Annotated in this window: 10 protein-coding genes and 2 pseudogenes; 10 read left to right on the forward strand and 2 right to left on the reverse strand. The window is 65.1% G+C overall.

The genetic code is table 11. The features are described from left to right. Positions 1-59: 59 nt before the first annotated feature. From ACFWFP_RS19790 to ACFWFP_RS19800, 3 genes are all read left to right on the forward strand, one after another. Positions 60-785, forward strand: a complete 726-nt coding sequence (locus ACFWFP_RS19790) for a response regulator transcription factor (protein WP_378868188.1) — start codon at positions 60-62, stop codon at positions 783-785. Then, the gene (locus ACFWFP_RS19795; protein ID WP_379297023.1) at positions 782-2,167 is read left to right on the forward strand and encodes a sensor histidine kinase; all 1,386 of its coding nucleotides are present in this window, start codon (positions 782-784) and stop codon (positions 2,165-2,167) included. Before ACFWFP_RS19790 ends, ACFWFP_RS19795 begins: the two co-directional genes overlap by 4 nt. 230 nt (positions 2,168-2,397) lie before the next feature. After that, positions 2,398-4,332 (forward strand): nitrate- and nitrite sensing domain-containing protein, encoded by a 1,935-nt coding sequence (locus tag ACFWFP_RS19800; protein ID WP_379297025.1) that lies wholly within the window; start codon positions 2,398-2,400, stop codon positions 4,330-4,332. Positions 4,333-4,847: 515 nt separating this feature from the next. Here the strand turns inward: ACFWFP_RS19800 and ACFWFP_RS19805 are convergent. Continuing rightward, entirely contained in the window at positions 4,848-5,840 is a 993-nt protein-coding gene (locus ACFWFP_RS19805) for a LysR family transcriptional regulator (protein ID WP_379297027.1), read from the reverse strand. 208 nt (positions 5,841-6,048) lie between these two features. Between ACFWFP_RS19805 and ACFWFP_RS19810 the strand changes: the two genes are divergently transcribed. The 7 genes and pseudogenes from ACFWFP_RS19810 (at position 6,049) to ACFWFP_RS19840 (ending at position 11,975) form a co-directional block, all read left to right on the forward strand. Beyond that, positions 6,049-6,789, forward strand: a complete 741-nt coding sequence (locus tag ACFWFP_RS19810) for an L-tyrosine/L-tryptophan isonitrile synthase family protein (RefSeq protein WP_379297029.1) — start codon at positions 6,049-6,051, stop codon at positions 6,787-6,789. A gap of 116 nt (positions 6,790-6,905) precedes the next feature. Next, on the forward strand, positions 6,906-7,688 hold the full coding sequence (locus ACFWFP_RS19815; protein ID WP_379297031.1) for a TauD/TfdA dioxygenase family protein: 783 nt from the start codon (positions 6,906-6,908) through the stop codon (positions 7,686-7,688). A gap of 52 nt (positions 7,689-7,740) precedes the next feature. After that, positions 7,741-8,208 carry a hypothetical protein gene (locus tag ACFWFP_RS19820; RefSeq protein ID WP_379297033.1) on the forward strand — a complete coding sequence of 156 codons (468 nt, stop codon included), beginning with the start codon at positions 7,741-7,743 and terminating at the stop codon, positions 8,206-8,208. Between the two features lie 51 nt (positions 8,209-8,259). After that, complete coding sequence (locus ACFWFP_RS19825) at positions 8,260-9,432, forward strand: MFS transporter (protein ID WP_379297035.1); 1,173 nt, start codon at positions 8,260-8,262, stop codon at positions 9,430-9,432. Beyond that, positions 9,429-10,316, forward strand: a complete 888-nt coding sequence (locus ACFWFP_RS19830; protein WP_379297037.1) for a sulfurtransferase — start codon at positions 9,429-9,431, stop codon at positions 10,314-10,316. Before ACFWFP_RS19825 ends, ACFWFP_RS19830 begins: the two co-directional genes overlap by 4 nt. Next, positions 10,313-11,011: pseudogene (locus tag ACFWFP_RS19835) on the forward strand (SDR family NAD(P)-dependent oxidoreductase); the annotation flags it as partial. The gene ACFWFP_RS19830 and the pseudogene ACFWFP_RS19835, both read left to right, overlap by 4 nt. A gap of 106 nt (positions 11,012-11,117) precedes the next feature. Then, positions 11,118-11,975: pseudogene (locus tag ACFWFP_RS19840) on the forward strand (LLM class flavin-dependent oxidoreductase). Between the two features lie 402 nt (positions 11,976-12,377). Here ACFWFP_RS19840 and ACFWFP_RS19845 read toward each other — a convergent pair. Then, positions 12,378-13,538 (reverse strand): zinc-binding dehydrogenase, encoded by a 1,161-nt coding sequence (locus ACFWFP_RS19845; protein WP_379297039.1) that lies wholly within the window; start codon positions 13,536-13,538, stop codon positions 12,378-12,380. Positions 13,539-13,616: the final 78 nt, after the last annotated feature.

A 13,616-nucleotide genomic window follows, 5' to 3' on the forward strand; every position in this document is an offset into this window, starting at 1 on the left:
AGAGGAAGTGAATTCAGGTGCACGTAGCAACCACGGCGCGAACGGTGCGGCCGCGCGCCGTGGACGCCCGCGAGGGTTCCGCCGCCCCGGGTGCGAGCGGGCTGGTGCTAGTCGTCGACGACGACGCCGACGTTCGTGAATCGCTGGAACGTGGTCTGCGTCTCAACGGCTTCGCGGTGTGTACCGCGGCCGACGGCGCGGCCGCGCTGGCGGTGACCCGCGAGCAGACGCCCGACGTGGTGGTGCTCGATATCGAGATGCCGGGACTGGACGGGTTGGCCTTCATCACCGCGCTGCGAGCACTCGGCAACGGCGTGCCCATCTGTGTGGTGAGCGCTCGCACGCGGGTATCGGACCGGATCGAAGGGCTCGAGCTGGGCGCCGACGACTACCTGACCAAGCCGTTCGACTTCGTCGAATTGACCGCGCGGTTGCGAGCGCTGCTGCGCCGCCGCGGCAGTGGCTGGAGCACCGCGCAGGACTCGGTGACCATCGGGGTGTTGCGGGTCGAGTTCGCGGCGCTGCGGGTGACGGTCCGTGGCCGCGAGATTCCGCTGACACGGCGGGAATTCGAGCTGATCAGTGTCCTGGCCACCCATCACGGGGAGGTCGTGACCCGCGACCGGCTGCTGGAGACGGTGTGGGGCTACGACTTTCGGCCGCAGACCAATGTCGTGGATGTCGTCGTGGGGCACATTCGCCGCAAACTCGAAGACGACGGCGTGCCCCGCCTCCTGCACACGGTGCGCGCGGTCGGCTTCGTCCTCCGGGAGGAAGGGCCGTGAGGGGGAATCTCTCGCTGCGAACGCGGGTCGCGGTGGCGGCGGCGACGGGAACGACGCTCGTCGTCGGCGCGCTCGCCGTCTTCCTGTTCGTCGCGATCGAGCGGAACAACATCAGGCACGTCGACGAGCAACTGGACATCATCACCGGCCTGGTCGAAGCGAATGTCGGTACCGCGCAACTGTTCATCGGCAGCGTGCGCGACGGCGGCTTCGCCGCCATCACCTTGCACCAGGACGGCGCCGTTCTCGCCAGCACGTCCACGCGACTGCCGGAGCTGCCCGAGGGGCACCAGACCCTGGTGCTCGACGATGCCGGTTACCGCGTCAAGACCATGACGGTGGAGCAGTCGCCGATCGGCCCGCACCTCGTGTCCGTTGCCGCGCCACTGTCCGCGGCGGAATCGGTGACCCGGGAGCAGCGGCAGCACGTCCTGCTCGCCGGGGCGGCGGCGATCGCGGTGGCATCGGGATTGGGCTGGCTACTCGGCGGCCGGGCGATCCGGCCACTCATCGACCTGACCCGCCGGATCGATGCCGGTGACGAATTGCCTGAGGCGAGAGGATGGTTCCGTGTGCGGGAAGCCGATCGACTCGCCGGCTCGGTCCGGTCGATGCTCGCGCGGATCGACTCCGCGCAGCAGCGCACGATCTCGGCTCTCGAGACGGCGCGCACGTTCGCGAACACGGCCGCCCATGAGCTCCGAACCCCGCTAACCGCCATCCGCATGGACATCGAGATCGCGCGGGATGTCGAACTGGTGCCCACCGAGCGCGCGCAGATCCTCGACGACGCGCTGCGAAAACACGGCCGGGTCGAATCGACGCTCGTGGCGCTGGAACTGCTCGCCGCCGGTGAACTGACATCGCGCCACATCAGTGAACCGTCCGACTTGGTCGAGCTGGCCTACTCGGCCGTCGCGGACGCGGCACGGACCCATCCGGAACTCCACCTGGTCGTCTCCGGCGAGCAACGAGCGGACTGCCACTGTTCCCCGGCCGGGATCCGCCTGATTCTCGACAACGCGATCACGAACGCGGTCCGCCACGGCCGCGCCACCCGAATCGAGATCTCCGTCCACCGAACCGGTGACGGATTCCTGCTGGCGGTCGACGACAACGGCACCGGGTTGCCCGAGAACGAACGCGACGTGGTGTTCGGTCGATTCCGGCGGGGCTCCGGCGCGGCCCGCGAAGGATCGGGGCTCGGCCTCGCCCTGGTCGCGCAGCAGGCCGAACTACACGGCGGACGGGCGGAACTGATCACGAGCCCACTCGGCGGCCTACGGCTCGCCGTCGTCCTCGCCTGCCCCGATCCCCGAGGTGCCGACGGAGCTGAGATCTCCGACCAACCCACGGACCTGCGACCCGGGACGCAGGCATGACACTCTCACGACGCCACTTGACTGATGTTTGCATCGCATGTGATTCTCTCATCAACTGATGGGAGTGGGCAATGAAAGACCAGCTGGAACGGAAGGAATCCAACGCGCGACGAGCTAGCGCCGCCCGCTTCCGACGCACACGGGGTGGTCGGACCCACACTCCGATCCGCCACGACCCTCCCGCGCGCCCGGCGAAATCGAATCCGCTGACAGGAATTCGCGCACGGGTGATGGCCATCGTGCTCATCCCGAGCATCGTGTTCGCTACTGCGGTGATCGCGGTAGGCGTGCACCTCGTCGAGGAGAACCGACAGAACCGGGCGTGGGCCGAACTCATCCTCCTAGTGGCGCCGCATGCGGTGGACTTCAGTGAAGCCATGCTGCAGGAACGTCGATTCGCGATGGTTCGCGTCGCACAGCCGGAACTCGGCTCCGACGAGCTCAACGCCCAGCGCCTTCGCGTCGACGCCGCCGGCACGGCACTACTGGAGGCCGCATCATCACTCAGCGAACTCACCACCGGAGCGTTCGACGATTCCGCTCACCAGCTGCGTGACACGGTCCGCCGACTCGGCGCCGTGCGCGCGCGCACCGTCAGCGGTACCTCGACAGTCGACGAGGTGTACCAGGCATACAGCCTGCTCACCGCGACCGGGACGCTCGCGGTCGAGGCGTTGGTCCCCAGAGCTCCCGACGTAAACAGCGCTATCGCTTTGACCACGACCGCGACATTGCTGCGCACAGCTGACGCCATCTCCGCGGTGCACGCACTCGTCGCGGCCGCAGACGCGGAGACCGCACTCGATCAGGCCGCCTTGCAAGCATTCGCCACCAGGGTCGGCGCCTACCACGCCGACCTGGACTCACTGGCACACAAGGACGATCCCACCATCCGGCAGAGGCTCGTGCAACTGACCTCCAGCCCACAGTGGAGACAATTGGTCGAATTCGAGAACGCCGTCGTGGCCAGAGGCGCTGCCCCCGCCCCGTCGGACCGCGACGACCCCACCGAACCGCTGCCCACCGATTCCGCGGTGGCACAGCAGATTCTGGGACTGATGGTGAACGGCCTGTTGACGCTGTGGCGCACCAACTTCGCCGGTGTCCAACAGCGAGCGACAGACATCGCGGACAACGCCGTGCGCACCTCCGCCCTGACCGTGCTCGCAGCGCTGATCATCGCCGCCGTGACTTTCGTTCTGACCTCATGGTTGGCGAGCGGACTCGTTCGACGACTCCGACGCCTACGACTGCACACGTTGGCCGTCGCGGACACCGAGCTGCCTGCGATCATGTCCCGGATCAGTGCTGGTGAGGCGATCGATCTGACCTCGGCTCTACCTCTATCCGACTTCGGTGACGATGAAATCGGGCAGTTGGCACAGGCTTTCGACACCGCACAGCGCGCGGCGGTGTCCGCGGCGATGGCCGAAGCCCGGACCCGCGGCGCGGTGAACGCGATCTTCTTGAACCTCGCACACCGCAGCCAAGCCATGGCGTCTCGCCAGCTGGAAGTTCTGGACGCCGCGGAAGCTCACGAGGAGGACCCGGACAAGATGGAGCTGCTGTTCAAACTCGACCATCTGGCCACTCGCGAACGCCGCAACGCCGAGAACCTGATCATTCTCGGCGGTGAACGTCCCGGACGGCAGTGGCGATATCCGGTGCCGCTCAGCGACGTCGTGCAGGGGGCGATCACCGAGTCCAAGGACTACACGCGCGTCACAGTCAACCGTTTCCCTGATGTCTCGGTCAACGGCGGCGTCGTCGCCGACATCATCCACTTGCTTGCCGAGCTGGTCGAGAACGCCACCTACTTCTCATCCACGACCGCACCCGTCACGGTCTCGGGCGGACTTGTCGAAGGTGGCGCCGTCGTCGAGGTCGCCGACCAAGGGCGGGGACTGTCCCGGCGGGAACTGAACCGAATCAATCGAATTCTCGACAGCGCACCGGATTTCGGCATCATGCACCTTTCCAGCGATGCGCGCATGGGGTTGATCGTGGTCTCGATCCTCGCCGGCCGCAACGAGATCAAGGTTCGACTCACCGAGTCGGACAACGGCGGAGTCACAGCGCTCGTGTTCTTACCTCTCACCTTGCTTGATGACAGATCGCCTTCGGAGCCCGCCGGCGCCGGTGGTGCACGCCCGCTGCTCCGGTAGGCAGCACAGGCGCGCACGTGCGAGATGTGCCGACGGCTCGGTCCTGCACGGATCCGGGACACGCCGACGCGCAGCCCCCGAGGCGCAGGAAGAGTGCCGCGGTCGATCGATTGCCGCAAGCGACGTTGTTGACCGGGTTGGTGTCGAGGACGTTGGGTAGGACGGCGATGTCGCGCATGGCTTCGGCGAGCTTGTTGTCGGGTGGACGTTGGCCGTATCCGGATTCGTGGGGCAAATGACTGGGCGCCGATGGTGGGAGTGCCTTGCCGCGGCCTCCGGTGGCGCCGGTCGGATCCGCATAGATGGCAATCATGTGCGACCGACTTTTATCCAATCGTGCTGAGCCCCAACATATACAGGCCACGGCGCCGGCCACGGGCGTTGTGCCGTGATAGACGACTCCGTCGAGATCGATCAGCGCGCTCGCGAAGCGCTGCGCCAACGGCAGTCTCGTCCAGGCCGGCTGCTGCTCTTGTGGCATGGACCCCCAATCAAAACCCTTGTACCTCAACACATTACGTGGCGTCCGCAGCTACCTTCGCCTGCTCGGTTGCATCCGCTCGGGTGGCGCGACCCTGCCGATAATTGTTGACGACCTCTTTCAGGATGGCCAACTTCGTCGGCACCGGATTGCCCGGGTGCCAGGCGATGCCGAAGGTGCATTCGGTGAGGTCTTCGACATCGAGGTAGCGCAGGTCGGGTCGGGGGTAGAGATCGGCGGCGACTGCTGGAACGAAGGCGACCGTGCCGCCGAGCGAGACGGTGGACAGCAGCGACTCGAAGCTCGAGCCCGGGTGTGCGGCATAGCGGACCTGGGAGCCGTCCGGGCGCGGATTCACCGACCAGAAGTCGTGGCCTGCTCGGAACGTCGGTGATACCAGGCTGATCACCCGATGCTCGGCGAGATCGGTCAGCTCTAGTGACGAACGCTCGGTCAGCGGATCGGAGCTCGCGATGCACGCCAGACGTGGTTCGACAGCAAGTGGTTCGCAGTGCAGGTCGTTGGGCACCGGAAAATGAGCGAAGGCCGCGTCGATCTCACCCGATTGCAAGGCCAGGAGTTGATCGCTGAATCGATCCAGCACTCGAACGTCCGGACCGAGATCGGGGTGCAGTTCGGTCAGCGCCGCGATGATGCTGCGGGTCGAATCCAGCGCGGTGAAGCTCTCGCACACCCCGAGCCGAAGACGTTCGGAGCCAGAGGTCATGCGACGTGCGATATTGCGCAGCTCATCGGCGGCATCCACCGCGCTGCGGGCCGCGGGCAACACAGCGCGCCCAGCGGCGGTCAGTTCGACCCGGCGGCTGGAACGATGGAACAGTGCGACGCCGAGGCGCTCCTCGAGGGAGCGGATCTGCTGACTGAGGGCGGGTTGGGTCAGATACAGCCGACGCGCGGCGCGACCGAAGTGAAGTTCCTCGGCAAGGGTCAGCAGCAGTCGCAGCTGATGAGCGGTCGGATCGTCGATGCTGGCCAGACGGAGCTCGGATTGATCAATAATCGACACATTATCAAATTACACCGATTCTAATCGTTGCGCCATTGCTGGTCGGTGTGCCCGCCTGGCAGGCTGTTGATACGGAAGGTCGGACATCATGAGATGCCGACCACCGGATCGAACGCAGGCTGTGCGGTAAGCGGTTCGAATCGGGTCAACGGGGACCGAGAATCACAGGTATCTCCCGGCGTACTGGGGGGGATTTTGAGTTTGGAGAGTGGCTGCTGCCATGTCTGTGGAGACCGACATTTCGCGCAACGAGCCCATTCATTTTGTGATACCAGCGTTTCCGGCGAAGTCGCCGAATCGGAGTAAGGTGCTGGGGTCGACTCCGGATCTGGGGGAGAACATAGCACTCGGATTCTTACAGTCGCTGTGTGACTACGTCGGCCACTTCTATTCGCCGGGAGCACGTATCACTATTTGTTCGGACGGTCATGTATTCGGCGACGTGGTCGGTGTATCCGACATTCTTGTGACCGAATATCGCGATGAAATCGAGAAGCTTGTCGCCACTGCGGGGTGGATGTCGCTGGATATGTTCGGATTGGACGATGCTTTTGGTAGCCAGGACTACCCGAAGCTGCGCGACGTGCTCGAGTGTGACTACTCCGACTCGCTCGAAGAATTGAAGGAAAGCATTCGCACCGACGCTGCTACGCGCGCACTCTTCGATGGTATTCATCGCTTCATGTTCGAGGATGCGATGAGTGCGTGCGAGGGCGATGTCTCGAAAACGAAGATTCGCAATCAATCGAAGGCAAGTGCCTATCAGACCATTCGGCGTAGTAATGCATGGAGTCGCGTGGTGTCGGAACACTTCCCCGATGCGCTCCGGTTGTCGATTCACCCGCAGCCGCCGCATTCGGAGAAGTTCGGGCTGCACCTGGTGGGAACAAGCGACAGTTGGCTCACCCCGTGGCACGGTGTCGTGCTCGATGACGGCGTCCACCGCTGACTCGTAAAGCGTTGGAAAGCAGAAGAACTCGGGGCGACCATGGTCTCGCGGCACAACCGCCCGAGTCATTTCGTCGCACCGCAGATCGCTGCGGATCCCAAGGAGGAACTTTCGGCATGAAGGTCTCACACAACCCTCTGCGACCATTCGGTCGCGTGATCGAGGCATCCGGTGACGCGCAGATCTCCGACATTCCGGTCGAGACCTTGGCCCGATGGGCCGTGGAGTCGCGTGTGCTGGTGCTACGCGGCTTCTCGTTGCTGGAAACACAGGAATTCGCCGACTACTTCCGACGTTGGGGCGATGTGCTCGAATGGGAGGTCGGCGAAGTCGTCGACCTCGTCGTTCAGGACGACCCGAAGAACTATCTCTTCGCAAGCGGCGATGTGCCGTTCCATTGGGACGGCGCCTTCGTGGAATCGGATCCACGATGGTTCTTCTTCCAGTGTCTGGATGCGACTCCAGATGCCGGTGGTGAAACCGTATTCTGCGACACCACCGCCGTGTATCGAGATGTCGACGATGCGACTCGAAACGTGTGGTCGAAGATCAGCCTGACCTACTCGACAGAGAAGCTGGCACATTACGGGGGCGAGGTCACCGAGCACCTTGTCTCGCAGCATCCGGCGACCGGCCTTCCGGTGCTTCGTTTCGCTGAACCGCTGGATGGGAACGTCTATAAGAACCCAGTCTCGGTCACCGTGGACGGTGTCGAGAATGATGCGCAGGAGCTCTTCGTGAAGGAGCTGTCCGAGCGCTTGCACCGCCGCGAATACTGCTACGACCACGCCTGGCAGAAAGGCGATATCCTCATCGCCGACAACTTCTCGCTCGTGCACGGACGAAACGCGTTCAGTGGGCCGACGAATCGGCACCTGCAACGTGTCGAAGTGATCTGATATGGGTAGGTCGATCGGAATTGTCGGGGCAGGCATATCCGGTCTGCATCTCATGCTCAGGCTGCAACAACTCGAAATCGAAGCGACCCTGTATGCACGCCAGAATCCGGACGAGATCCGAAGCGGCCCGCCGCTGAATTTCGTCACCCGCTTCGGATCCACCAGGGAACGGGAAAATTCGCTCGGCATCACTGATTGGTCGTCGAGCGAATTCGACAACGCGTGGATGCACATGCGAATCGACGCTGAACAATCACTTGCCCTTCGGGGCGCGTTGCCGCGACCGGCCAGCTCCGTCGACTTCCGGATGTATCTGGCCGGGCTGCTCGAATCGGTGATCGGGCGCGGCCGGACCGTGATGCAGAGCCGACCGGCCGACGGCCGCGATCTCGCCGACCTCGCCGCGAACCACGACCTGCTGATCGTCGCGGCGGGGCGCGGTGAGCTGCAGCAGGTGTTTCCCCGTGATCCGGCGCGTTCGCCGTTCCGGGTGGCGCCCATCCCAGCGCCGATGCCCTAGCGCCGGGTCGTTGTCCATCGACCAATTCCTACTCGGACAGAGAAGAGAATCATGCGGTTGAGTCTCGCATCACTTGTATTGTGCGTCTTCGGCATCACCACCGGTGAGTTCGTCATCGCGGGGATCCTGCCCGATGTCGCCTCCGATCTGGACGTGTCCATCCCGGCCGCGGGACTCCTTGTCACGGCCTACGCCATCGGAATGATCATCGGTGGGCCGACGCTGACCGCGCTCACCACGCGGTTTCCCCGCAAGCCCCTGATGGTGACACTGCTGGTGGTCGCCGTGGTGGGCAATATCGCCTCCGCGCTCGCACCCGCCTACGAGGCCCTGTTCGCAGCCCGGATCCTCACCGCGCTGGTGACATCGACCTTCTTCGCCAACGCGATCGTCACCGCGGTGTCGACAGCGCCGGAAGGCAAGCAGGCCTCGACGGTGTCGAAGCTGGTCTTCGGCATGAACATGGCGATGATCCTTGGCGCGCCACTGGGCACTTTCATCGGATCCCAGTACGGATGGCGTGCCACCTTCGCCGCGGTCGCCGCGGTCTGCGCGCTCGGATTACTGCTGGTGGTCCGGCTGGTCCCCGCGGTGGCGAACGCAGGCGAGTCCGCAGTGGCCGAGATGCGGGTATTCCGCAGTCGTGATGTGCAATTGGCGATCGCGATCACCGCGATCGCCAATGCCGGAGTGCTGATGGTGTTCACCTATTTCTCGCCGCTGCTGACCGATGTCAGCGGCTTCACCGGTGGCTCGGTCGCCGGCTGGCTGCTGGTCTACGGTGTCGGCGCGACCGTGGGCAATCTCATCGGCGGCCGCCTGTCGGACCGGGCCCTGATGCCGTCGCAGATCGGGTTGCTGACCCTGTTGACCGCAGCGCTCGTTCTCATGTGGCTGGTCAGCACCAACGTTGTGCTCATCGCGGTGATGGTGTTCGTCCTCGGCGCTCTGGGCTTCTCGGTGATTCCCGGGATGCAGTCACGGGTGCTGAGCACCGCGGCGGCGGCGCCGACCCTGGCCATGGCGGTGAACGCGTCGGCCTACCAGCTCGCGGCCGCCTTCGCGGGCTGGCTCGGCGGGCGGGTCATCGACAGCAGCGGTCTTCGATCGGTGTATCTGGTCGCAGCGGCCGTCACCGTCGCCGGAATCGCCCTGAGCGGAGTGGCGTGGTACCGCGATCGCCTGGCCACCGACGTCGACGACTCGAAAGTGGCTGTGGCATGAGCGGATCATCGAAGGTCAGTGGGCGCGCAACCGTGCTGGTGAGTGGCGCCTGGGCCGAGGACAATCTCGGCACACCCGGTCTGGTGTTCATCGAAACCGGCAACGAGCAGGCTGACTATCTGCACGGCCACGTGCCGGGGGCGGTATGGATCGGTTGGTCAGAGTTTCAGGATGATCTGACGCTGGGCCTGATCGGCCCGCGCGAATTCGCTGACTTGCTGTCCGCGAAAGGGATCAGCAACGACGACACCGTTGTCATCTATTCCGTGGCCTCCAATCTGCTGGCGGCGCTGGTCTATTGGTACTTCACCCACTACCGACACCGGTCGGTGAAGCTCCTCGACGGCGGTCGCCGCAAGTGGGAGTTGGAGAAACGCCCGCTGGCCACGGACACGTTCGCACCTCACCCAGCGGTCTATCAGGTGCCGACGCCGGACTCGTCTGTGCGTGCCGGACGCGACGACGTCCTCGCCGCGATCGGTGCGACGAGCATCGTCGACGTCCGAACACCGGACGAGTACAGCGGCCTGCTGTTCGCGCCCGCCTTCGCCGGACCTGCCTTCGCCCCGGGCAACAGCCCGCACGAGGTCGCCCAACGGTCGGGACATATTCCGGGAGCGATCAATCTGCCATGGGACATGGTCGTGAATCCCGACGACACCTTCAAATCCGACGACGAACTGGCCGCGCAGTTCGCCGCGCTCGACGTCGAGGCCGGCGTGATCACCTACTGCTGGGTCGGTGCTCGCTCAGCCCACACCTGGTTCGTACTCCGGGAATTGCTCGGCCACGACAACATCAAGAACTACGACGGATCGTGGGCCGAGTACGGATCGTTGCTCGGCGTTCCGGTCGAGCGCCCGATACAGAAAGGAAGCCAATGACCGTAGGCAATCTCCACGGCAAGGTCGCTCTGGTGACCGGAGCCAACTCGGGTATCGGTGAAGCTGCGGCGAATATCCTCGCCGCGCGCGGAGCCGGCGTCGTGCTGGCGGCCCGGCGAATCGACCAGCTGGACAGGGTTTGTGCCGAAATCGCCGAACTCGGCGGTAAGGCTGTCAGCATCGCTACCGACGTCACAGTGGACAGCGATCTGGAAAATGCTGTCGCCACTGCGGTAGACCAGTTCGGCGGGCTGGATATCGCGTTCAACAACGCGGGGGCACTCGGCACGATGGGATTTGTCGCCGAGCAGAACCCCAGCACATGGACTGCCGACGTCAACACCGTGCTGACCAGCACCTTCCTGTCGATGCGCCACGAGATCATCGCCATGCAGCGACGTGGCGGCGGCGTCATCATCAATAACGCCTCACAGCTGGGCGTCGTGGGATTCGGCGCAGGTATCAGCGCCTACGTCGCGGGCAAACACGGCGTGATCGGGCTGACGAAGGCCGCGGCTCTCGAATATGCCACGCAGAATATCCGGATCAACGCGGTGGCGTTCGCGTCGGTGGATACGCCGATGTACCGGTCCTCGGTCGGAGCGGACGAGGACACTGCGGCGATGTTCCGTTCACTACATCCACTGGGCCGTATCGCCACTGCCGAGGAAGCGGCCTCCTCGGTCGCCTACCTCGCGACAAAGGAAGCGGGATTCTTCACCGGCTCGGTGCTGGTGATGGACGGCGGTTGGACTGCCAGTGACAGTCGGCCCGTCCCAGCACGAGTCCCGGTTCGGAGTCATGCTGTATCCGGACGAGACTTTTCCCGTTCTGCTCGAACGGATCCGCTGGCTCGAAGAGTTGGGATTCGATCAGGTCTTCCTGCCCGACCACAGCGGCGATCTACGGGATCGCCGGGGACGGTGGTTCGACAGCTGGGCGGTGCTGGCTGCCGCAGCGGTGAGCACCCGGCGAATCCGCCTCGGGATGCTTGTCGCGAACCAGATCCTGCGCCCACCGTCACAACTGGCCCAACAAGCCATCACGATCGACCACGCCTCCCACGGTCGCTTCGAACTAGGGGTCGGCGCTGGGCTGTTCGCGTGGGACCACCACAGCGTGGGCGAACATCCTTGGCCGCCCGGGTAGCGGATGCGCCGGTTCACCGACTATGTGGCGATCGTCGACGGCCTGCTGTACGCGCGCGAGGAGACGTTCAGCTACACCGGAGACGAGCTCTGGGCACAAGAGGTCCCCACAGCTCCTGGTTCGTGGCAGTCACCGCGGTTGCCGCTCATCGTGGGAGGTCAGTCACCCACGGTGCTCCGGGTGGCAGCAGCGACCGCGGACGTGTGGAACACCCATGGTCCGCCCGGCGCCTCCGATATCCAGACCCTGCAGGCTACGGCGGAGCAGACCCACAGAATCGACCACCTCGCCGAAGCAGCCGGCCGCGATCCGGCGATGATCCGCCGGTCATACACGATTTTCGGGCCGTGGGATCCGCGCTGGGGTCGACACACCTACGAGGAGATCTTCGACCGTTTCGGCGCGGTAGGGATGACAGATTTCGTCCTGGACTGGCCGGTCCGTTCACAACTCGACGAGTTCGAACGCATCGCGCGGGAGGTGCTGCCCGACCGCCGGACTCGTGGCTGACGGCGACGACTGCATTCGCCACTGCTCGGCCCGGACCTATCGTTTGTCGAGGTCCTGCCGGGCCTTGCGCAGCGCCCGCCGATCCATCGAATGGTTGCCTTTCACCATAGTGCCGACAGTGCCGCGGCGGGGGTATGCCCCCGATCGTCCGATTCCTGAACCTGCCGGTCACGTCCGCGTCGCCGGAGTGACGATAACTAACTGATCAGACGGGGGCACGACCCGACGCGGCGTCCGCGCGCGGGCATCCGTGCGATCCCATGCGGTCCTTGTCTGGCTGCGCCGGTCGTTCAATCGACCCGGACAGGGTGCGATGGCTCACGGACCGTTTCGCCGGGCTTGCAGCACAATCGAACTGCCGATAGGCCATCTCGCAGACGATGCAAACCCCGCCGACGCGCCTCAGGGCGTAACTTTGTCGCTGCGCGGATCGATCAGGATCTTGGCGTGGTGGTCCGGGGACCCCAGCGCGGCGAAGGCCGCGTCGACGCCGTTGAGCCCGACCGTTCCGGTGATCAGCGGGCTGGGATCGACGGTGCCGTCGGCGATCATGTGCAGGGTGTCGCGGAATTCGCCGGGGTCGTAGCCGAGGACGAACCGCAGCTCGATCTCCTTGTTGATGGCGTTGGCGGGGTGGAACACGTCCTGCTGCATGCACACCCCCACGACCACGACACGGGTCGACGGCGGTGCCGCGGTGAGGATCTGGTCGATGATGCCGGGTACTCCGACGCATTCGAAGACGACCGGGCCGGCCGGGCCACGATCGAGCGTGTGTGCGGCGCGAAACAGGTACCACCACGGGACTTTGGGGATGCGGCGCACGCGTTCCATGACGTCGAAGCCCAGGTTCAGCAAATCTGCGGCGCCGGTGATGCGGGGCGGCCTCGGCGCCGCGTCCCAGGCGGATTGGGTGGTCGGGTCGACCACGACGTCGGCGCCGCATGCGCGGGCCAGTTCCCGGCGGCGCGGCGAGAAATCGCTCGCGACCACGGTGCGCACAGCCGCGGCCTTCAGCATGGTGATGACGGCCAGCCCGATGGGCCCGCAGCCGATGACGAACGCGGTCTGTCCCTTGTCGATCCGGCTCTTGCGGACGGCGTGCCACCCGACTGCCATCGGTTCGGTGAGTGCGGCGAGCTCCGGCGCGAGTCCGTTGGGGACCTCGAAGGTCACCGACTCCTGCGTCAGCACCTGCTCTGCGTACCCGCCGGGGGCGTTCGCGGACAGCCCTGTGAGCTCTGGTTCGCGATCCTTGCGCAGAATCGGCATCGCGACCACCGGTGTGCCCGGCTTCCAGCGCCGGTGGGTGCGCGGGCCGTACTCGGCGATCTCGCCGGTGAATTCGTGCCCGAGGACGATCCGCTGGTCCGAACGCATGAAGCCGCTGTAGCCGGTGGCGCCGGCCAGGTCGGCGAGTTCGTCGCAGTGCAACCGCGCGTGCAGATCCGAGCCACAGATGCCGCAGCGGGTCACGGAGACGAGCACCTGCCCCGGCCCGGGTTCCGGCGCGGGCAGGTCCTCGACCCGGAATTCGCCCTTGCTGACCACCGTCGCACGCATAAGTACCTCCTGAGCTGTGCCGACTTGTCGCCCCGGCGGACCGAGCGTGCGTTCCCTCGGCAGATGTCGAGTCACAGG

The organism is Nocardia sp. NPDC060249, assembly GCF_042728755.1.
GTDB lineage: Bacteria > Actinomycetota > Actinomycetes > Mycobacteriales > Mycobacteriaceae > Nocardia.